Genomic DNA, 23104 nt, shown 5'->3' with positions numbered 1-23104 from the left:
TCAAGAGCCACCAGATACTCGAAAAAAATTTAAAGAACAGGAGATTACTATTATGAAGAACTGGCATCATTGTGTATGGTTTTTAGGTGGAGTACTTTTTGGAACAGCAGGTGTAAAGCTGCTTTCAAGTAAGGATGCTAAGAAGTGCTATACGCACACTACAGCAGCTGTACTTCGTGCTAAGGAATGTGTAATGGATACTGCGAACAAGGTGCAGGAGAACTGTGATGATATTGTTGCAGAGGCAAAAGAGATAAATGCTGAGCGCAAGGCAAAGGAAGACGAAGCAGTAGTTGGAGAATAATAATATATGAAAATTGTCATTAAACATGAGATAAGGGGACGTATCCGCTTTTCCATGCCCAAAAGACGTTTTTCTTTTGAAGAAGCAGATAGATTACAGTACTATCTGCTTTCTCTTGATGGAGTGGAAAAAGCCACTGTCTATGAGAGAAGTGCGGATGCAGTAGTTGTATATAGTGGTGACAGGGATGAGCTGATTTCTAAAATCTGCGTTTTTGATGCGGATTCTGATGATGTTAAGGCTCTGGTCCCTGAGAACACAGGAAGAGAACTTATGGCTTCTTATAAGGAGAAGCTTATTTCCAAAGTGATTCTTCACTATGGCTGTAAGGTCTTTTTGCCGTCACCGCTACAAAAGATAAAGGCCTGCATAATGGCCACAAAATTTATTTACAAAGGACTTGTCAGCCTGTTTAAGCATAAAAAGCTTGAGGTATCTGTCCTTGATGCGACTGCAATAATGGTATCTATTTTAACCGGAGATTATCAGACGGCTTCGTCGGTTATGTTCTTACTTGGCGTAGGAGATCTTTTGGAAGAGTGGACTCACAAAAAGTCGGTTGATGATCTTGCAAGGAGTATGGCTCTTAAGGCAGACAAGGTCTGGCTTAAGAAGGACGGTGTTGAAGTACAGGTACCAATAAGTCATATAGTTCCGGGAGATGAGATTTCCGTAAGAGTCGGAAGTGTAATCCCTCTTGACGGAACTGTTGTATCCGGAGAAGCATTGGTCAATCAGGCAACTCTGACCGGGGAAGGAATACCGGTGGAGAAAAAAGAGGGTGCTTATGTCTATGCCGGAACGGTGATAGAGGAGGGAGACATTGTCCTTAAGGTCGAGAAGGCATCGGGAACGACCAGATATGAGAAAATCATTAAGATGATAGAAGAGTCTGAGCAGCTTAAATCAGGCGTTGAGTCAAGGGCTGAGCATTTGGCAGACAGATTGGTTCCTTACACTCTTGGCGGAACAATTCTGGCTTATCTTATAACCGGAAATGTGACCAAAGCCTTATCCGTCTTAATGGTTGATTTTTCATGTGCTCTTAAACTATCGATGCCTGTAACTGTTCTTTCCGCGATGCGTGAATGTCAGGACAATCATCTTACTGTAAAGGGTGGAAAATTCCTTGAAGCAATCGCAGAGGCAGACACTATTGTTTTTGATAAGACAGGAACTCTTACAATTGCGACACCAAAGGTTGTGGATGTGGTTCCGTTTTCAGGGAACGATAAGGATGAAATGCTTCGCATAGCAGCCTGTCTTGAAGAGCATTATCCACACTCCATTGCCAACGCTGTTGTAGCAGAAGCGGCAGAGAGAGGGCTTGAGCACAACGAGATGCATAGTAAGGTGGAATATGTTGTTGCTCATGGAATCGCTTCTGATATTGACGGTCAGAAGGTTGTTATCGGAAGCTGGCACTTTGTCATGGAGGATGAGAACTGCGTTATCCCCGAGGGCGAGCAGGATAAGCTGGATAATATTTCCAAGCGGTACTCAAGACTGTTTCTTGCAATCGGCGGTAAACTGTCTGCAGTAATATGCCTGGAAGATCCGCTTAGACCTGAAGCTCCCGACGTTATAAAAAAGCTTCATGAAGCCGGCTTTAAGAATATCGTAATGATGACAGGTGACTCAAAGCATATTGCAAAAAGAGTTGCTAAAAAGGTTGGAGTCGATTCGTATTATGCGGAGGTCCTTCCCGAAGAAAAGGCAGGATTTGTTCAGCAGGAGAAGGCAAAGGGCCATACCGTTGTTATGATTGGTGATGGTATAAATGATTCCCCGGCACTTTCAGAAGCTGATTGCGGAATCGCAATAAGTGAAGGAGCTCAGCTTGCGCGACAGATAGCAGATGTTATGATATCTGAAGACGATCTGTATAAGCTTATTACCTTGAAAGAGCTTAGTACGCTTCTGATGAAGAGAATTCATTTTAACTATAGATTTGTTGTTGGATTTAATCTGGGACTTATTGCCCTTGGACTACTTGGAACAATAATCCCTGCAACAAGTGCTACTCTTCATAACGGTTCAACAATAGCCTTGGGACTTCACAGCATGACAAATCTTAAGAAAGACAGTGACAGGTAGAATAAAAAACATGGAATGAAAGCGAGGGACAAAAAATGAAAAGTCATAAGTTTTTTGCATGGGCTACAGTGATATGTTTTCTTTTAACGATGTATACAGGATATAAAAAGCAATAAAAACAATAAAGCGAGGCTGGAATGTGATGATTCACATTTCAGCCTTGTTTTATGTTAATAATTTTAAGTTAAGACAGAATTTTACGCCAATGTACAGTTATAGCACTAGGTAATACATGCGCAAAAATTGAATATAGAATGGTAAGATTTGCATATATACATAAGAGAATCCATCAAGCATAATAAAACATAACGGTACAGAAAATAATCTTTTACGATGTAGCGTAATAAAAAGCAGAAGTGATCGTTGAAGTCAATGGGGAAAAGAGGGTAATTGAGCTATGATGGATGTTGTGTCTGCAAAGGACAGGGTTATTACAAATATTTATGAAGAGATGGGTGCTGTTTTTATGCAGTCAGAAGTCGGAATTCTTCGTGTAATTCCGCAAAAAGGGGGGATTTTCAGAGTGTCATTTTCCTGTGACGGAGAGTTTTGCAAAGAGCAGGGAGAAGATTATGCGGATTACTCCGGAAGTATTGATTACATTCTTTCAGTAGAGGAACATACCGCAGAAATAAATATTGCAACACATGTTAATAATGATACATATGTTAACAATGTCACAAATGTTAACGGCGCTAATAATGGTATGGGGTTGATCCGTATAAAAACACACGAGGGAGAAGTGCGTGTTAATAGGGCTACGGGAGCTTTATCCTTTTATAATTCTAAAGGTGAACAGCTACTTAGAGAAAGAGAAAATAATCCCAGAGAGCTTGAGAAGATATCACTGTTTAAAACTATTAATGCAGATAACCTCCGGGTTGAAGAAATCAAAACTGCGGATGGAGTAAAGAAAAAGGTAAAGGCTGCAGATAAAGAGGAATATGGTACTGCCTATAAGACGAGAACATATTTTGACTTTGCAGACGATGAATTCATAACCGGTTTTGGGCAGGGAGAAAACGGGGAACTAAATCTTAGAAAAACAACTTATTATGGTCATCAGGGAAACCGAAAAATAAGCATTCCCTTTCTTGTTTCAAGCAGGAATTACGGAATTCTTATGAGTACGAATTCTCTTTTTATGTTTGAGGAAAGTGCAGATCATGCCTTTATCCAGACTGAAGCAGATTTTTATTCGGATTATTATTTCATGTTTGGCAGTAATCTTTTCGAAGTGATAAGAAATTACAGGAGGATAACCGGAAGAGCTGCCATGCTGCCAATGTGGGCTTATGGTTATGTTCAGTCTAAGGAACGATATACGAGTCAGGCCGAGATTCTTGAAACTGCCGATGAATTCAGAAAAAGGAACATTGGGATTGACTGCCTGGTTTTGGACTGGATGAGCTGGGAGGATGGCAAATGGGGACAAAAGAGTTTTGATGCAAGCCGGTTTCCGGATCCCAAGGCCATGACGGATGAACTCCATAAAAAAGGTATCCGCTTCATGATGTCCATCTGGCCCAATATGAGTGCCGGAACCGATAATAATGAAGAGTTTAAAAAAGAAGGTTTGCTTTTTCCGGGAACAGATGTCTATAATGCCTTTTCAAAAAAAGGCAGAGACCTATATTGGTCCCAGGTTGAGAGAGCGCTCTATCCTGCGGGAGTAGATGGCTGGTGGTGTGATTCAAGTGAGCCGATCACTCCGGAATGGATGCATCTTATAGAACCCTCAGATGGAGAAAAATATTTTGAATACAAGCATGACGCTGAAAATATGATGCCTTTTGAGCTTGCAAATGCTTTTGGCAAATATCATGCGAAAGCGATATGGGACGGACAGAGAAAGAACAGTGAAGATAAACGAGTTGTCAATCTCACCAGAAGCGGATGGGCCGGCAGCCAGAAATACGGAACTATTTTCTGGTCAGGCGATATATCGGCAAGTTGGAAAACTCTTAAGAATCAGGTCAAAGCAGGCCTTCAGTTTGCGGCAAGCGGCATGCCGTATTGGACACTGGATGCAGGTGCTTTTTTCGTAAAAAGAGGAATTCAGTGGTTCTGGGATGGTGATTACAAAAACGGAATCAATGCTGCATACAAAAAGCTGTATGTGAGATGGCTTCAGTACGCTGCATTTCTTCCGGTTTTCAGAGCGCATGGAACGGATGTAAGCAGAGAACCCTGGGCATTTGGCGACAGAGGAGATAACTACTACGAAGCAATATGCAAAACCATAAGAAATCGCTATAAGCTGATTCCGTATATATACTCTCTCGGGGCCGCTGCACATTTGGACGATGGCATGATAATGAGGCCGCTCATGTTTGATTTTTCTAATGATAAAAAAGCAGTGGAAATATCGGATCAGTTCATGCTTGGGGACAGTCTCATGGTGTGCCCGATAGTTAATGATCAGGATGAGCAGGTAAAATGTACCGATGAAACCAGTGAAGTGAGTGATATGGATACACGTAGCATATATCTTCCCAAGGGATCTTGTTGGTATGAATTTAATTTAGGAGATTTTTTTGAAGAAGAGGATAACGAAATAACGTCTTCTTACAGATATTATGAGGGTGGCAGGAGCATTGAATATCAATGTCCCCTAAACAGGATTCCTGTTTTTGTTAAGGCCGGCTCAATAATACCTGTCAAAAAGCCACAGGGCTGTACTGATGAAATGAAAGATGAGGATATAGAAGTTCTGATCTATCCCGGCTGCGATACGAAATTCAGACTCTATGAAGATGCGGGTGACGGATACGGCTATGAGAATGGAGAGTACTGCATTACAGAGCTCATATGGGATGATGAGAATAAGAGTTTTTCATATAATACATACGGAAATATAAAATTCAGATCAGGGAATTTGAAAGACATGAGAATAGATTCTAAGATAAAATGAGCTTTATCTGTAATGCCTTCAAGGAAAGAAATTGATGAATTGTGCAAGGGTGGTATATATTCACATTGTAAATGCTTATACACATTCTAAAGGCAAAAAGTTTACATTTAAAATGCAGATCAAATAAATAAAAAATAACAGAAATACTAGACGGTATGTGGCCTAAACAGTCACGTACCGTCTTTTTCATATATATAAAAACGGTATGGTTAATTGCACTATATTTCTTTATATGTTTTGCCATATTTGTGAGTGTAAAGCATTGACAATGGAAAGGACTTCTTGTATATTGAATATATATTCAATGAATGAAAATTCAATACAATGGAGAGAGGGATATGAAAAAAACAGAGAAAATCATAATAATCGGTGGGGGAATATCGGGATTATCAGCAGGAATCTATGCGCAACTGGCAGGATTTAAGGCAGAAATATATGAGAAGAATTCTGTTCCCGGCGGAGAGTGCATGGGATGGAACAGAGAGGGATATCATATAGATAATTGTATTCACTGGCTTACGGGAACCAAGAAGGGAACCGAGCTGTATGATGTATGGAAGACTGTTGGTGCAATTTCAGAAAATACAAAATTTGTCGGACTTAAATCCTTTTACACTTCATGTCTTAACGGTAAAAAGGCAACCCTTTGGGCTGATCTTGAAAGAACAAGACGCGAGCTGACTGAGCTTTCGCCAAAGGACAAGGATGAAATAGACAAATTTATAGAGTATGTGGAATATTCCAAACAATGCCAGGTTCCTGCAGAGAAACCGATGGATATGTTTGGAATCGGCGATTACATACGATATGGCAAATCTATGGGGGACTTCGTTAAAGTCATTAAGGAGCTTGGCAATATTTCTCTGGAGGAGTACAGCAAGCGTTTTAAATCGCCCCTTTTACAGAAGCTTTTCTGTGATTATCTTCCAAAAGAGTACACAGCATATTCCCTGCTTGTATCCTATGCGTCAATTGCAGACGGTAACGGAGATATTCCTATGGGAGCATCACTTGAGATGTCACTTCGTATGGAAAAGAGATTCAAGGATTTAGGCGGAAAAATCTTCTATAACAAGACAGTAGACAAGATTCTTTTGAGGGGCAAAAAGGCTGAAGCTATGCTCCTTTCAGATGGCAGAAGAGTTGAAGGAGATTACTTCATAGCAACAGTAGACACAAGCATTCTTTTTGGAAAAATGCTTGATAAAAAGTATATGCCAAAGGCTCTTCAAAAAGCTTATGCCTCAACTAAAGACTATCCTGCAGTAAGTGGTTTTCAGGTTGCATATACTGCCGATAAGGATTTTAATCCCGGCGAAACAGTATTCATCGACATTGAGCCACTTAAGGTTGGCGGAAGAACAGTGGACCGTATGTACGTTAAGGTTTATGGATATGATCCTAAATTTGTGAAGGATGGAAAGCAGGTAATCCAGACCAATATAGTTCAAAGCGATGATGACTATGCATTTTGGAAGAGTTTATCAAAAGAAGAATATAAAAGAGTAAAGGAAGAACTGGTTTTAGCTGTTACAAAGAGAATTGAAGCCGAATACCCCATGCTAAAGGGAAAGCTTCACTGTCTTGATTCATGGACACCGCTTACCTATGAGCGTTACTGCAATGCTTATCACGGCAGCTATATGAGCTTTATCACAACGCCCACGGGCAAACAGGTACGATTAAAGGGTAACATTGGCAGAATAAGGAACCTTTGCTTTGCAGGACAGTGGAACAGCGCACCCGGAGGACTTCCTGTTGCGGTAACAAACGGCAAATTTGCAATTCAGAGAATATGCAAAAACAAAGGATTTTTTAAAGGCGGAAACAATGACAAGGGAAGAACAGAAGGAAGAGAGAAAAAAAGCAATACTTATGACAGCACTTACTCTATTCGTGGAGAAAGGGTATCATGAGACAAAAGTAGCAGATATCGCAGCAGCAGTTCCTATGAGCACAGGGCTCATGTTCCATTATTTTAAATCTAAGGAGGAGCTGCTGATGGCTCTTGTGGTAATGGGGAAAGAATTTACGAAGGCAACGGCAGGAGGAGACAATATCCCGCCGGATGTCTTTTTAAAAGGTATGCTGGATGAACTGTTTCTCTATGCTCAAAAAGATCCGTTTGTAGCAAATATGTTTGTGCTGATGGCACAGGCCAGAAGAGCGGGAATGCCTGAAGATGTGCGCAAGGTTGCTATGTCGGTTTCTTCTGTGGATGATACTGCTAAACTGATAAAAAAAGGTCAAAAGGAAGGAATTTTCAGAAAAGGAAATCCTAAACTTCTTGCACTGTGTTTTTGGTCAGCTTTTCAGGGAATAATGGAGGAGATGACTATAGATAAAAAGCTTGGCGTTCCGGATTCCGAGTGGCTTCTTTCAATATTGAAGGGAAATTAGCCTTTTCCTTTATGCTTGTCCATGACTTTAAATAGCAAATCCGCTTGATACTCCCATGCAAAAACCGATTATCATAAAGCTTATTGAACCGGTGATTCCAACTCCCGCAAGCGCATATTTGCCCAGAAATTTGCCTACAATCATGGTATCTACAACATTATAAAACTGTTGAAACAGCATACCCATAAGCATAGGCACTGCAAAACCCAAGATCAGTTTCATGGGTGAGCCAATTGTTAAATCTTTTGTGGCTGTTTTTGCCATATTCTTTATCCTCCAGGAAATTTTCCACTTGATTGTAGAATTGATTATAGGACATTATTTCGGTTTGTAGGAGTAGTGCCGGGAATTAATTAAAATAACCGTCCGGGAATGCTTTGCATTCCCAGACGGTACACTTAGAAATCAGTACAGACTGTTTATGTATTCTGTCAAAGCCTCACGGTCATATATTTTCTCGGGACTGCTGATTATGTAATCCGGGTCAACACCTCTGTCTATGTTATAGAATGAACCATTCTTCAAAAATGACAGACGCCTCGTTCCTGATATCTGCATGGAGGAACCCCAGGCTGTGGAAACGTTCTGTACCAAGCAGCTGCCTCCTCCACAGCACCTTGTGTAGTTGAGCTTTGTACAGAAGTAGAGGAGCCGCAACCGATTAGTCCAATAATCAAAGATGTTGTCAATGCCAGAGCAATTTTTCTTTTCATATTTATTTACCTCATCCCTTTACCTAATATGTCTCTTTACCGGTAACACATATACGATTTAAATATATCATTATCCTTTTTCTGCTTATATTAAATACATATTAAATATTCAGCGTTTTTTTAAAACTTTATAAAACATATATGATATCTTGCTAAAGCCCGAGAATAAGCCTTTTTGTATGATATAATTTTTATGCTTTCTATTGGATACTTATAACAATATAAAGAAGAAAAATATATGGTTTCTTGAATGTAAAGACGAAAATACGTTCATAAATCTATGAGCAGAAGTTCAGAGAGGAGGACATTACATGCCTGACGAAGCAACAAAAACAATTGATTACACCACAGGTACACCATGGATTTGCAGTGATCTTGACGGCGTTGTGACTGCAGAAACAAAAACATCTCTTAAGGATGATTTTGCACTTGCGATAAACAAGGATACTATTCTGAAGACCGAGATCCCCGAAGGCTATCCCTATGGCGGAACAGTAATGAACATTGTCCTTCAGAATGCAAAAGACATGCCAAACATGTATAAGGGTGATGCGCCAAAGGAACATGACTCGCTTTTAGCATTTAATATGTTTGGACTCATGATGGACTGGGAAGGTCGTAACCGAGCAGGTATAGCTCCTGCAAAAAAACTTGTAGATGCTATAGAAGAAATAGACAGTCTCGAAGGTCTCAAAAAGTATATTCTTGAAACTCCTTTCAGAGAACAGATGGCTTCCCTTTGGGATGGCGGCTCTTCAATTGATTTTAAAAATTCAGACGCGCACATCCTTGCGGTAGAAAACTGTTCTCTTATGCTGAAGGACTCTGCAGAGTACATAAAACTCACCGAATACGGAAAAATTGTGAAAGAAGCCAAGGTAGAGCTGGTAGAAAAATTGCTCAAAAAATTTGGTTACTCAGAGGAAGAGGCAAAAAAGAAAATCGATAATTGCCTGACCTATGAGACCAGGCTTGCACCAGGTATACCATCTAAGGAGAAGCAGTCAGAGCCGGATTATATGGCAAGTACCTATAATATTTTTTCCTATGAGCAGCTAAAAGAAGCTCAGGGCAACGTGCCGATCCTTGAATTCTTAGAAAAAGAAGGATTTCCAAGGGAGGAAAGATATCAGGTTTATTCTCACGACTTTGTAAAGTTGCTGAATGAAAACTTCACAGAGGAGAACCTTACTCTTCTAAAGGACTATCTGATCGTACATACCGCAATAGAAAGCGCTGATTATCTTGACAGAGATTGCTACGAATATAATATCGAATGTAGCAACAAGATTACAGGTGCAACGGGAATGCGCCCTGATGAAGTTGTCTTCTGTGATTCTATTGCAGAGATGCTTGAATGGCCTGTAGCAAGGTTATATACCGAACGTTACCTTAAGAAGGAAGATAAGGATCGCCTCACGAGAGTCTGCAAAGAAATAGTTGAATCCTATCACGATATCATAAACGGAGCGGAATTCCTTTCCGATGAGACAAAGAAGAAAGCTATTGAAAAGCTTGAGGCAATAGACCTGGCTATTCTTTATCCTGACAACTGGGAGAAATACTCATTTGAAAAGTTGAACTATAAATCTGCAGCTGAAGGCGGATTGCTTTATGATGCAGTGCTTAATACAAAGGCCTTCTTGCATGATAAACTCCACGAGGAACACTTCAAGCCCGTTGATAAGACAAAGTGGGTAATGCCTCCCCACACCGTCAACTGTTTCTATCTCGGACTATACAATACAGTATACATCCTTGGCGCATTCTGCAAAGGTGCAATGTACGACAGTTCGATGTCTGATGAAGAAGTATATGGCAGAATCGGATGGGTTATCGGTCATGAAGTATCTCATGCTTTCGATTCAAGTGGTGCACAGTTTGACAAAGACGGAAACATGACTGACTGGTGGACCGAAGAAGACTATGCAGCATTAAAACAGCGCAGTGCCAAGATGGAAGCATATTTCAACAGTATGCACCCTTGGGAAGGACAGGACTTCCATGGCAATATCATGACCGGAGAAGGCTGTGCAGATATGGGCGGAATGAAAGCCATTCTTAACCTTGCAAAAAAGAAAGAAAACTTCGATTATGACAAGCTTTTCCGAGCTCTTGGCGAAGTATGGCTCACAAGAGGAACATTGCAGAAGGCTTTACATCAAATAACTGACACTCATCCAATGGGATACCTCAGAGTAAATTGCACCTTACAACAGTTTGATGAATTCCTTGAGTGCTACGGCATTAAGGAAGGCGACGGCATGTACCTTGCTCCTGAAGAAAGAGTTGCAATCTGGTAATTATTTTTTACTAATTGTCGTTAAGGCATGATATTTATAGGCTGAGCACATGGATGCTATTCTGTATTCTACAGGTGGCATCCATTTTTTACCTTATGACTTTGCGATAGCACTGAATGCGCGTGATTCCTTTGAAGAAGATGAAGCGCAGACAGATAAGGAAAAGCCGATATTTAAATGCTATTCATTGTTTCTATACGGACCGTCCGGTAGACTTTGAATAAATGTCAGTCATTCAATACGGATGATTGGCATTTTTTATTCTTATTTTAGATTATTACATAGCGAAATATTGTAGAATTAATAGAGCTTAGGTTATATTAACGCGAATTTGAAGTAAGAGGATAATCAATGAAAAGACTTTTACTGTTTATCATGATGTTGTCACTGATGATATGCATTCCCGGAGGGACTGTAAACGCCGGGTATACAGAGCAAATCAAGTCAAAAGACCAGCTGAATAGCCCCGATATGAAGGTTGGAGTTGGCGTGGGATCGGCAGCTATGGTTATTGTGGAAACTGAGCTTCCCCAGGCAGAACTTGTGTATTTAGAACTGAATGAGGGACTACAGGCGCTGGAACAGGGAAAGATAGATGCTTATGTCTATGGCCGTCGTCAGTTGGCACTGGCACTAGAGAGCAGTAATAAAAACCTGGAGCTTTTAGATCAGAACATGGATGAAAAGAGTCATGTCGCTGTGGGAATATCTCCTGTGACTAAGATTGATGGTCTGGAAAATAAGCTGAATGAATTTATTGACGCCGCGCAGGATGATGGAACGCTTGATGATATGTTTTCAAGGTGGGTACAAAATAATGATTATGACATGCCTGAGATTTCACAACCCAAAGATCCTAAAACAAAGCTGGTAGTCGGAACTACCGGTATAGTTACACCCTATAGTTTTTATAAAGGGGACGAGCTTTACGGATATGATATCGAGCTTGCAAAACGCTTTGCATCATATCTGGATGCCAGCCTGGAATTTAAGGTTTATGATTACGGTTCTATCATTAATGCGGCATCAGCGGGGGATGTGGACTGCGTTATGGCTAATCTGAATATTACACCTGAACGCGCTCAGGCGATGACCTTTTCCCATGATCTTTTTACAGAAGATGTTGGAATTGTAGTTAAGAGTACCGAAGGGGGACCTGAACTAAAAAGCTTCGAGGAACTAGGTGGAAAACGGGTATCAATGATAACCGGTGCTCCGTTTGAGGAGCTTGTAAGGAGTTTTGCTCCGGATGTGGCTGAGTTTTCGTATTACAACAACATGCCTGATATACTGCTGGCTCTTAAACAGGGAAAAACCGATGCCATACTACAGAATAATGCCCTTGCGGACCTTGCGGTAAATCGTGATAATGAGCTGGCACATTTTCCTATAATATTAAAGGAAAGTACCTTTGGTATCGCCTTTGCCAAAGAGGATGACGATATTTATGATTGGCAGAAGGCTTATGATGCTATACCCAAGGAAACTATAGAAGAATTATGGAAAAAATGGACCGGATCGGATAATGAGAAAAAAGTTCCGATCAAGCAGGACTGGAAGGGAGAATCCGGTACTGTAAAGGTTGCGGCATGTGATAGCCTTGAGCCTATGAGTTATCTTGGACAGTCAGGAAATGTCATCGGTTTTGATGCTGATATAGTTTTGCTTATGGCAAAAGAGATGGATGTCAAAGTCGAGTTTGTTCCGATGGAGTTTGCTGCGATTCTCTCTTATGTGCAGTCGGGCAAGGCAAAGATGGGCATCGGATCCATCATCGTTACGGATGAGCGAAGAGAAGCGGTTGATTTTATAGAATACTACCCTGCGGCATTTGTACTGGTCGTCAGGAGAGCAAAGGCTGATATTTCAGCTACATCTTTTTGGAACAGTGTAAAAACAAGTTTTGAGAAAACTTTTATCAGGGAAAACAGGTGGAAACTCTTTGTAAGAGGAATTATGACAACACTGCTCATAACAGTGATGTCTATCATATTTGGAACAGCTCTGGGATTTCTTGTTTATATGCTGTGCAGACATGGAGGCAGGATTGCGAACGGCATTACCGGAGCAGTCATGTGGCTTGTTCGGGGTATGCCCATGGTTGTTCTGCTGATGATACTATATTACATAATCTTTGGAAGCGTATCTGTCAGTGGTATCGTTATCTCAATCATTGGGTTCACACTGACCTTCGCATCTTCTGTCATCGGACTGCTGCGACTTGGCGTGGGAGCCGTTGACAAAGGACAGTACGAAGCAGCATATTCTCTGGGATATCCGGACAGAAGGATATTTTTCAGGATAATCCTTCCACAGGCTTTGCCTCATGTGATGAATTCGTATAAGAATGAAATCGTAGGACTGATAAAAGCCACTGCTATAGTCGGCTACATAGCTGTGCAGGACCTGACCAAAATAGGAGATATAGTCAGGAGCCGGACTTATGATGCATTCTTCCCGCTTATTGCGATAGCTGTAATCTACTTTGTGCTTGAGGCACTGCTTGGTATGATAATCAGCAGGATAGATTTACAGCTCGATTACAGAAAAAGAAAGATCCCTAAAATACTTAAGGGGGTAAGACCAAATGATAAGGATTGAGAACCTTAGAAAAGAATATTCGAATTCAACACCACTTAAGGATGTCAGTGTCACAATAAATGATGGTGATGTTATATCAATAATAGGGCCTTCGGGAACAGGAAAAAGTACTCTGATCCGCTGCATTAATCTGCTTGAAAAGCCAACATCCGGTAAGATTTTTCTAGATGACACTGAGATAACAGATCCTGGGTGCAATCTGCAGGAAGTTCATAAGAAAATGGGAATGGTGTTTCAGTCCTTTAACCTCTTTGGACATATGACCGTGGTGGAAAATATCATGGCTCCGGCAATGGATATTCTGGGAAAAGGAGCACAGGAGGCATATGATGATGCTATGAGACTCTTAAAACGGGTGGGCCTTTACGACAAAGCTATGTCCTGGCCTGATGAATTATCAGGTGGCCAAAAGCAGAGGGCAGCTATTGCAAGAACTCTTGCTATGGATCCGGATGTAATCCTGTTGGATGAGCCCACAAGTGCTCTTGATCCAACCATGGTGGGAGAAGTTCAGGCCGTTATAAGAGATCTTGCTTCCTCAGGGAAAACAATGATGATCGTGACCCATGAAATGTCTTTTGCCAGGGCTATAAGCAACAGGATATTATTCCTGGATGAAGGCGGCATATATGATGATGGTACGCCGGAGGAGATTTTTGACAATCCACAAAAAGATAAGACAAGACGCTTTGTAAGACGGCTGAAAGTAATAGAGATTGACATTGAGAGCAAGACTTACGATTACCTCGGTACTCAGACACTTATAGAGGATTATTGTGTCAAAAATCAGGTGCCGTATTCACTGGCAAAGCATATACACCTTGCCTTCGAAGAAGCTGTGCACCAGTGTATTGTAAACGCCATGGATAAGCCAAAGGTACATCTTTCTATCGAATACTCACAGGAAAAAGAGAACGCTGCATTCGTCCTTGCTTATGGCCGACAGCCGTTTGATGTTTTCAAGGATGGGGATGAGATTTCGGTTTCGATTCTTAAAAAGATTGTGAGTGATGAGAATTACTCATGGGACGACAATAAAGAATATGGGAACAATCTGGAGTTTACCCTATATCATCGGAAATGAAATCAACTATGGTATGTCCGGAGAAACCAAGCCGGAAAATGTTATTGAACTTCTTAAATCCGGAAGTAAGGCTATTCGAGAAGTGTCCGGCACATATGGAAAAGACATTAATATCGTTGTTCATTACACAAGGATCACAGATAAAGCAGATGTTCTTACCCTTGTGGAGAAGCTTGTTAATGCAGAGCTTGATTTTGATATGATCGGAATGAGCTATTATCCGTTCTGGGATGGTGGTATGGATAATATGAGTCGTGTTCTCGAACTTATTCGGGAGAGATATGGAAAGAAAGCTTTCCTTGCTGAAACATCTTATTGCTATACTACCAAAGATGGTGATGGATCCGGAAACAGTCTTACGGAAAAGGATCTTGTTGATGGATATCCTGCATCACCTGAAGGACAGGCATCTATTCTTCATGATATATGCCAGTATGTAAACAATGTCGGTGGAATAGGAATATTCTATTGGGAAGGCGCATGGATTCCTGTAGGCCCGGCAAGTAATGACAATTCTGTGATATGGGAGCAGTATGGAAGTGGATGGGCAAGTAGCTATGCTTCCGATTATGATCCTGAGGATGCTGCAGCTTATTACGGCGGGTGCTCTTGGGATAATCAGGCATTCTTTGATTTTGAGGGACATCCTTTGGAATCAATAAACGTGTTTAATTATATGAGAAATGGAGCTGAATAATCTCTTTTAGAATGGCACTTCTTGTTTTGGAAGCAAGACTTAGTATAGGAAAAACACTTTGGGTGAATATTTTTATTTTATGATGTCTTTAAAGGAGAGACGGACCATGAAATTTGAGGATTTATACTTTGAAATAGAGAAAAGGCTTGATAATATAGATTTTGGTAGTACCGATGCCGCCGTATGAAGAAATAAAAGATAAAAGGATAGACAATGATGATAGTAGAGATTACGGATTCAAATGAAAAGCAGGCTGTTGCAAGGAAAGTACTGGAGGCGCTTACTGACTGGTTTGGAATAGAAGAGAGCAGAGAGGAATATATTTCCGGATGTGCCAATTGGACATTTTTTGCAGCAAAGAAAGAAGAGGAGGCTATTGGATTTCTCTGCTTAAAAGAAACAGGAAAGGCTACAGTTGAACTGGCTGTTATGGGTGTGCTAAAGGATTATCACAGAAGCGGCGCTGGCCGACAGCTAGTAGAAAGGGCGAAAGAAACTGCCAGATCACAGGGATATGAGTTCATGCAGGTTAAGACCGTGAAGATGGGAGTTTACGAGGATTATGACAGGACTAATCTTTTTTACATAAGCTGTGGTTTCAAAGAGTTCGAAGTATTTCCGCTACTTTGGGATGAGGCTAATCCCTGCCAAATCTACGTGATGTCTTTGAAATGATTTATGAATACCAGTTGATTGGCAAGTGAAATTGCCACATTCGGACAAAATGAGACATAAATTGACAGGAAATATTTATATAACTCCGCTTAAAATAAAATCATCAAAGAGAAGGAGCTGGATAAATGGAGTGGCTTACCTCAATTCGGAAGGCTATTGATTATATGGAAAATCATCTTGAAGACAATATCAGTTCGCAGGATGTAGTATGAAAATAAAATATAAAAAATAACAGGTCTGAAAAGTGCCGTAAATGCTGGGTTTAAGCGTTTGCGGCACTTTTGTTTAACCGTACATGAATGTGCTATTTTGTTCCAAAATATTCTAAGTTATGCTATCCTATTATTGTAAAATTATTGTAAAAAGATTGTGCACGAGGTAATTTATGAGCAAGAGAAAAAACGGCGAGGGGAGTTATGGAAAAAGAAAGATAAATGGTACTACATATCAATACTACAGATTCCCTGATGGTCATTTTGTTTATGGCAAGACAGCAGCGATACGAGATGAGAAGATAAAAGAATATAAACAAGAATTAGCAGAGAAACCTGAAAATATATTAACAGATAATCCGTTGTTAACTTTTGGGGAGTTCGCACGGATATGGCTCTCTGGACGTACAAATGAATTAGTAGGTACAACATATGGCTCATATCATAATTGTATCGAGAACAGAATGTATGACTTCAAAGATTACGATATAGCAAATGTGCAGCTTACTTCACTGACTCCTAAGATGTTTGAGGATTATCTGTTTGCTCTGGCAAAAGTTTATTCCAAAGCGACAGTAGACAAATCATGGACGGTCCTGAAACAAGTATTGAAAGAGGCTATGAAGAGAGAACTTATGCCCAGATTAGCTATCGAGGATATTAAAATACCTAAGGAAAAAGATGTAAAGGTTAAGCAGAAAGAAGTACCCTTCATTACACCTCAGGATATGGAACGTCTGTATAAAGAGTATACTGATAAAGAATATCCGATGAGTGGCAATATTATCATATTTATTATGTATTCAGGTTGCAGAGTATCAGAAGTAATTGCAAGTAAATGGGGACAGGTATCTGAAGACTTTACTTCAATAAAGATTGACAGAGCTCAGAGTAAAGCATTAAAGAGAGATGAGAAGGGTGATATTATTATTAATGACAATAATAAGATCCAGTTTGTAAAAGATATCAAGGATCCTAAATCTGAGTCCGGTAAGCGGAATATACCTTTACCTAAGAGAGCACAGAAAATATTGAAAGAACTTTATATGAAATATCCTCATGAACCTGATGATCTGATATTCCCAGCACCCAGTGGGGGAGTGTATGACAGAGTAACCATTAACAAGACACTAATCAGGATGGAAAAAAGGGCTGGATGCACACAGTATTATACACCTCATTGTTTACGGCATGGGTATGGTAGTTATTTGTTGTCCAGAGGAGTGGATATTAAGATAGTGAGTGAGCTATTAGGCCATAAGGACGTAACGACTACTTATAATATCTATATTGGAATACTGAAAGAAGATAAGATAAATGCTGTGTTGAATGCTTTTGATGAACCTGACGATTCTGATAACTAAAGGGTAGAAGAGTGATATAATATATTTAATCAACAATAAGCACCCATAAAGAAAGGCGAGACCATTTTATTTGGTCTTGCTTTTTTATAGTTATAATCACGTATTTTTATATTAAAAACATTTTTTAAATATTTTTTTATAACAACCCCCATTTTGAAAATGCACCCGCCGAATAACTTAGTATGATGCTGAAAGATTATTGCTAAACTAAATGACGATAATATGTTTATAGTTTTTTAATAATTTAATCAGCCCATAACACTTACATAGGTGTTATAATCATTAATGTGATTGGTGATTTTCACTAACACAGTTCTTATGAAGGGGTGATGGTCTAACAACCATCAAAGTTAGTTAAAAAAGAACAAAGAGTTGCACCATTAAAGCATTTTGACCAATGCTGGGTGAACGGATCCATAGATCCAAATCAGTTTTGAGAATTTCTACATTCTTTTAACTTTGTTCTTTATACTCTCTTTTAAAATCCCAGAGTAAGGATGCGCACTTTGACAAATGAATAAAGATAATTGCTTATACTTTTTGTTTTTCGACATCTCATACAATAGATGATATGTCGTGTATGATATTTCGTTTATGACCCAAAAGAAAGTTTTCATAGACTTTAGTGTCTGGTTAAGCCAATTTTGGGTTAATAAGAAATTGGTTTTCCCAGACATTAACGTCTGACATAAAAAATATTTTTTATGAAAGGGGAAAACACTATATGAAGAAAAACAAAAAGTTATGGTCATATGCACTGGCCGGTGCGTTGGCTGTAAGTAACTTGAGTGCGGTGGCTATGCCTATGACTGCGTTTGCAGCGAATGCAGGCGATTTAGTGGCTACGGCTGGTACTGCCACACCAACAGAAGTTAATACAAAAACATGGAAAGTCAATCAGGCTGGTACTATAAATTTGGCTTATACTTCTTCAGCTGATGTTGCTGAGAACACAACATCAACACATAGGAAGTTAGATGGCGACAATGGAGCGAGTTTTGATCCATCTGAGTGGAAAACCGACGCTTCAAAGGATGCTCTTAGTACAGTTGCAACCTTAGCAGCTGGGGATACGACTATTAAGGCTCAGGGGGACAGTTCTAACTATGCTGATATTTCTGGCCATTCGTATGTTTTCAGTGTTGGCGAATCAGTTCAGGATGCAACAACAATTGCAGTAGCAGGCGATGATGTTCAAGGTTCCGCAGGTTCTTATACAGCGCCTGTAGGCACAGCATTGACGTTAACAGTTACACCTGAAAGAGACATTCTTAATTGCGAAGCATGGAGAGTTGTAGCTACTGGAGCAAATAGTGGTAAATTGACCGCTGCTAGTGGTACTGATAGTGTTACGGGAAGTACAGCAGATGAGTCATCAATGTTTTCATCCGTATGGAATCTTCCTTCAACTACTGACGTTGTAACAGTAACAGCACAGGTTACAAGAAATAAATTTGCAGCAACTCCTGTTTGGGAAGATGTTGCCATGGCAACTATAACAACAAGTGATGCAAACATATCATCAAATACTTTAACAACTGATTTGACAGTCACAGCAGATGAGGCACTAAAATCCAATACTGCATACTCTGTTGGTACTAGTCTTACAAAAAATAGTATTTATGATAAAGTGCTTATATCTGTCAGTAAAGAAGAGCTTACTACACTTGTAAGTGGTGATACAGATTGGACAGATGACACAAATAAATTCGATAGTGGTGTAACTACAGGAACAACAGGAACAGTTAATGTAAATTTAAGCACCTGTAAAGATGTTGATGAAAGTGGAACTTATTATCTCCAGGCTTGGGGCGTAAAACTTTCTACAAATAATATAACAGACTCGAAGCTTATTAAGACTGCATCTGGTAATACCTCCAAAGCAATCACTGTTTACATGGATAATGCAAAGTCCATGACCATGAGCAGTAATGATACATCAAATAACATTGCAGCTGGACAGGGTTCAATTACTGTTAAGGCAACTACAGATTTGAATATTGCTGATCCAACATATAATTCAGGAAATAAAGATTTTTATTGGGCAATATTCTCAGAAGCAGATTATAACAAACTTGTTTATGCAATTGAAGATGCGGCTGAAAAGACTGTAGGTAATGGTAAAGAATTTGATTCATCACCGTTAACTAATTTACTTGATAATACTAACTTTGCAACTGTTGCTGCAGGTACAAAACCATTCAGTATGGCTTCAGGTAATCTTAGTGGATCTGCTCAGGTACAGTTTAATGACGCCGCGGTTACAACAAAAGGTAAATACTACCTTGTTGCAGCTAACTATCAACTTGGAACAGCAACGGCTGTATATACAGATTCCATACCAAATAAGGATCTTATATATGAAGCATATGAGTTTACGGTTGGTGCTGAAGAAGGTGCAGGCCTTGTTATCAGCACAGGTCTTAATTCTGCTAAGACAGCTGTAAGCGTTTCATCTCCTACAACAGGTCCTACAGCAGGCCCCATATACTTAGGTTCTGATGTGCAATTGCATGCATATATTACCGATCCTGCTAATTCAACAAAACTTACAGAAGCTGATGCTAGCAAGATCACATGGTCAGTAAAGCCTTCGTCAGCAGCTGAAATTACTTCTGATGGTTTGGTTCATGTAAAGAGAACATATACAGGCAATATTGATGTAACTGTTTCATATCAGCCAGAAAGTATTAATGGAGCTGAGCCTGCTGCAAAGACAAATACATTCAGATTTGTTAATGCTGTAAATGATACTGTAACTGCTTCAATTGATGGTGCAGCTACAGGAACTGCTTATCTCAATATCGCTAAACAGCTCAAAGCAACAAGACTTGGCGCCGGAACAAAGGATATATCAGGTGACAGTGATGTAGAATGGACTGTATATAAAGCAGACGGCACAACTGTAGCAGATACAGCAACTGCTGTAGGCGGTGCTTTCAAGGCTACTGCAAGCGGAACATATAAAGTAGAAGCTAAGTATACACCAAGTGAAGGAACAGCTGTTAAGAGCGCACAGATTACAGTTAATGTTGCAGCTGCATCCATGACGTTGGAGTCCAAAAATGGTAAGACAGCAAGTGGTAAGGGCGTTGCTGGTGCACTTGATAGTAAATCACCTGTAACAACCGCAACACTCACAGTTGGTGACTATGTAAACATTGCTGTTAAAGTTGATACTGTAGATATGACCTCAAACGAAGAAACAACATTTACATCTGACGATGAGAATGTTGCGACATTCGATGGTGGTGTTATTACAGCGGTTGGTAAAGGTACCGCTAATGTAACTGCGAAGTACGGAAAACTTTCAAAAACAATCGTGGTTTCTGTTTCAGAACCTGCTAAAGCTACTCCTACAATTGCAGCAGTTGATGATTACGATAACACATCTGCAAACAAACTTACTATCTATGAAGGTGAAGAAAGAACCCTTGGTGTATTTGTTGATGGCGAACAGCTTGAGGGAGAATTCACATTTACAAGTAATACACCTTCAAGAGTAACAATTGATTCTGCAACTGGAACACTTAAGGGCATTGCTCCGGGTACATCTAACATTACAGTAACTGGTACAATCGATGGAAAGACATGGAAGAATTCAACTGCTTACATTGTAACAGTTAAGTCTACGAAAGAAACAGAACTTTTCTATGATGATTCTACCGGATCTAGAGTATCAGATGTCAAGAAAGATGCTCTTTCTGTAGGAAATGTTAGAGCATACTATGCACTTGCAGGTGGTAAGGATGTTGAAGGTGAGTGGACTTCAAGTAACTCATCCGTTGCAACAGTAAATACATCCGGTCTTGTAACTGCTAAGGCTGTTGGTACTGCTACAATCAAGTTTGATGCAACAGATAAGGACATTAAGGATGCAACAATTACTCTTACTGTAAACGCAGCAAATCTTGTCCTTTACAGTGAAGGATCAAAACTCGCCGGAGCAGGAGCAGAACCTGCAAATGGTGGAACATACACAACAGCACAGAATGTAGCTGTAAATGGTGCTCTTGAATTAACAGCCATGAATGGTATCGAAGATGTAACTGATGATATTACTTTGAAAATCAATTCTGCAGATGAAGAATTTGTAAAGATTGATGGTAACAAGATAAGTGGTCTTAAGGTTACAACAGCTGCAGTTGCTGTAACAGCTACTTATAAGACACTTTCTAAGATTGTTAATGTAAATGTTATTGCTACTGCTCCGACAACATCAATTGACATTGATGAGTCAGCAATTGCTCTTGCAGTAGGTGGTGACAGTGCAACAATCACTGCAACAAGAACACCTTCATACACAGCAGATGAGCTTATCTGGACTTCAAGTGATACAAATGGAAAATATGTTAAACTCACTGATAATGGTGATGGAACGGCTACTATAGAGCCCGTTGCAGCTACAACCGCAGATGTAATAATTACTGCAACATCTGGAAACTACAGCGCAACATGCAAAGTAAGTGTTTCTGAAACCGAGGAGCAGGCAGATGCTATCAACGCAGCAAATGATGCAGCAGATGCAGCAAAAGCAGCAGCAGAAGCAGCTAAGAAGGCAGCTGATGCAGCAGAAAAAGCTCCTACAGCTGAGAACATCAAGGCAGCTGATGAAGCAATCGCAAAGGCAGATGCAGCAGCTAAGGCAGCTGATGATGCTATTAAGTCAGCAAAGGATCTTGGTCTTGATACAACTGATGCTGAAGCACTCGTAACTGAAGCAAAAGCAACTAATGAAGCAGCAGCAACTGCAGCTAAGGCAGCTAAGGCAGCTAAGGACGCAGCTGATAAGGCAAAGGCTAAGGCAGATGCAATCACAGCAGCTAACGATGCAGCTAAGAAGGCAGAATCAGAGCCTACAGCAGATAATATTGCAGCAGCTAAGAAGGCAATCGAAGATGCTAAGACAGCAGGAGCTTCTGATGAAGATCTTGCAGATGCTTCTACTAAGGTAGCAAGCGCAGAGACAGCTAAGAAGGCAGCTGATGATAAGGATGCAGCAAAGGCAGATGCAATCACAGCAGCTAACAAGGCAGCTGAGGCAGCAAAGGCAGCTCCTACAGAAGCTAACATCAAGGCAGCTGACGATGCAATCGCAGCAGCAAAGGCAGCTGGCGCAACTGATGAAGACCTCAAGGCAGCTACAGATGCAACCGCAGCAGCTAAGGCAGCTAAGGCTGACGCTGACAAGAAGTCTGATGGTTCTACAACAGGTAAGGCTCCCGCAGCTGGCACAGAACTTAAGGATGCTACAACAGGTAAAGAAACCGGTTATGTAGTAACAAATCCTGAGAAGTTCGAAGTATCCTTCAAGGGAACAGCCGACATGTCTGGAACATGCGCAATTCCTGCAACCGTTAAGGATTCTGCTGGTAACGAGTACAAGGTAACTTCTATCGCAGCTAATGCGTTTGCAGATTCTGATGTTACTCAGATCAACATTACCGGAAACATCACAAGCATCGATCCTAAGGCATTCGCAAACAGTAAGGTTAAGTACATCTCTGTTAAGGATGCTAAGCTTTCAAAGAGCGCATTCAAGTCACTCCTGAAGGCTAAGAAGGGAACACAGATCAAGATTACCGGTAAGAACAAGAAGACCAACATCAAGAACCTCAAGAAGTCAAAGGCTTACAAGAAGGGTAGAGTTAAACTTGTTAAGAAGTTCAACAAGAAGACAAGTAAGAAAAAGTAATATTTAAGGTCTTAAACGGACTATCGAAAAAAATTTAGTATAAGC

14 protein-coding genes and 2 pseudogenes are annotated in these 23104 nt (G+C 40.3%); 14 read left to right on the top strand and 2 right to left on the bottom strand.

Annotation, left to right across the window (positions count from 1 at the left end; translation table 11 throughout):
- The first annotated feature begins 52 nt into the window (after positions 1 to 52).
- From BV60_RS0101075 to BV60_RS0101055, 6 genes are all read left to right on the top strand, one after another.
- The gene (locus BV60_RS0101075) at positions 53 to 304 is read left to right on the top strand and encodes a DUF6110 family protein (RefSeq protein WP_029318980.1); all 252 of its coding nucleotides are present in this window, start codon (positions 53 to 55) and stop codon (positions 302 to 304) included.
- A 6-nt stretch (positions 305 to 310) separates the two neighbouring features.
- Complete coding sequence (locus tag BV60_RS0101070; protein WP_029318979.1) at positions 311 to 2401, top strand: heavy metal translocating P-type ATPase; 2091 nt, start codon at positions 311 to 313, stop codon at positions 2399 to 2401.
- 35 nt (positions 2402 to 2436) lie between these two features.
- Positions 2437 to 2517 (top strand): DUF6219 family protein, encoded by an 81-nt coding sequence (locus BV60_RS24435; RefSeq protein ID WP_442856300.1) that lies wholly within the window; start codon positions 2437 to 2439, stop codon positions 2515 to 2517.
- 281 nt (positions 2518 to 2798) lie between these two features.
- Positions 2799 to 5315, top strand: a complete 2517-nt coding sequence (locus BV60_RS0101065) for a glycoside hydrolase family 31 protein (RefSeq protein WP_051656419.1) — start codon at positions 2799 to 2801, stop codon at positions 5313 to 5315.
- Positions 5316 to 5653: 338 nt separating this feature from the next.
- Complete coding sequence (locus BV60_RS0101060) at positions 5654 to 7231, top strand: phytoene desaturase family protein (protein WP_029318977.1); 1578 nt, start codon at positions 5654 to 5656, stop codon at positions 7229 to 7231.
- Complete coding sequence (locus BV60_RS0101055) at positions 7146 to 7715, top strand: TetR/AcrR family transcriptional regulator (protein ID WP_029318976.1); 570 nt, start codon at positions 7146 to 7148, stop codon at positions 7713 to 7715. The genes BV60_RS0101060 and BV60_RS0101055 overlap by 86 nt, the downstream gene beginning before the upstream one ends.
- 30 nt (positions 7716 to 7745) lie before the next feature.
- Here the strand turns inward: BV60_RS0101055 and BV60_RS0101050 are convergent.
- Together BV60_RS0101050 and BV60_RS0101045 are read right to left on the bottom strand one after the other, a co-directional pair.
- A pseudogene (locus BV60_RS0101050) lies at positions 7746 to 7979 on the bottom strand (MATE family efflux transporter); the annotation flags it as partial.
- Positions 7980 to 8120: 141 nt separating this feature from the next.
- Positions 8121 to 8309 (bottom strand): hypothetical protein, encoded by a 189-nt coding sequence (locus BV60_RS0101045; protein ID WP_029318974.1) that lies wholly within the window; start codon positions 8307 to 8309, stop codon positions 8121 to 8123.
- 430 nt (positions 8310 to 8739) lie between these two features.
- Here BV60_RS0101045 and BV60_RS0101040 point away from each other — a divergent pair, with 430 nt between their 5' ends.
- The 8 genes and pseudogenes from BV60_RS0101040 (at position 8740) to BV60_RS21500 (ending at position 23059) form a co-directional block, all read left to right on the top strand.
- A complete protein-coding gene (locus BV60_RS0101040; RefSeq protein ID WP_029318973.1) occupies positions 8740 to 10731 on the top strand; it encodes a M13-type metalloendopeptidase in 1992 nt (663 codons plus the stop codon).
- A gap of 49 nt (positions 10732 to 10780) precedes the next feature.
- A complete protein-coding gene (locus tag BV60_RS22925; RefSeq protein ID WP_156035901.1) occupies positions 10781 to 10951 on the top strand; it encodes a hypothetical protein in 171 nt (56 codons plus the stop codon).
- A 131-nt stretch (positions 10952 to 11082) separates the two neighbouring features.
- Positions 11083 to 13332 carry a transporter substrate-binding domain-containing protein gene (locus BV60_RS0101030; RefSeq protein WP_029318972.1) on the top strand — a complete coding sequence of 750 codons (2250 nt, stop codon included), beginning with the start codon at positions 11083 to 11085 and terminating at the stop codon, positions 13330 to 13332.
- Positions 13319 to 14035, top strand: a pseudogene (locus BV60_RS0101025) (amino acid ABC transporter ATP-binding protein); the annotation flags it as partial. The gene BV60_RS0101030 and the pseudogene BV60_RS0101025, both read left to right, overlap by 14 nt.
- A gap of 340 nt (positions 14036 to 14375) precedes the next feature.
- Positions 14376 to 15113 carry a glycosyl hydrolase 53 family protein gene (locus tag BV60_RS0101020; RefSeq protein WP_051656418.1) on the top strand — a complete coding sequence of 246 codons (738 nt, stop codon included), beginning with the start codon at positions 14376 to 14378 and terminating at the stop codon, positions 15111 to 15113.
- A gap of 213 nt (positions 15114 to 15326) precedes the next feature.
- Entirely contained in the window at positions 15327 to 15788 is a 462-nt protein-coding gene (locus tag BV60_RS0101010) for a GNAT family N-acetyltransferase (RefSeq protein ID WP_029318969.1), read from the top strand.
- 385 nt (positions 15789 to 16173) lie between these two features.
- Positions 16174 to 17364, top strand: coding sequence for a tyrosine-type recombinase/integrase (locus tag BV60_RS0101000; protein ID WP_029318968.1), 1191 nt, complete (start codon positions 16174 to 16176; stop codon positions 17362 to 17364).
- Between the two features lie 724 nt (positions 17365 to 18088).
- Complete coding sequence (locus BV60_RS21500; protein ID WP_051656417.1) at positions 18089 to 23059, top strand: Ig-like domain-containing protein; 4971 nt, start codon at positions 18089 to 18091, stop codon at positions 23057 to 23059.
- Positions 23060 to 23104: the final 45 nt, after the last annotated feature.

Origin of the sequence: Butyrivibrio sp. AE3004 (assembly GCF_000703165.1) — a bacterium.
In the GTDB taxonomy this organism is placed as follows: domain Bacteria; phylum Bacillota; class Clostridia; order Lachnospirales; family Lachnospiraceae; genus Butyrivibrio.
Note: the sequence above shows the minus strand (reverse complement) of the source record. Positions and strands in the feature narration are given on the sequence as shown.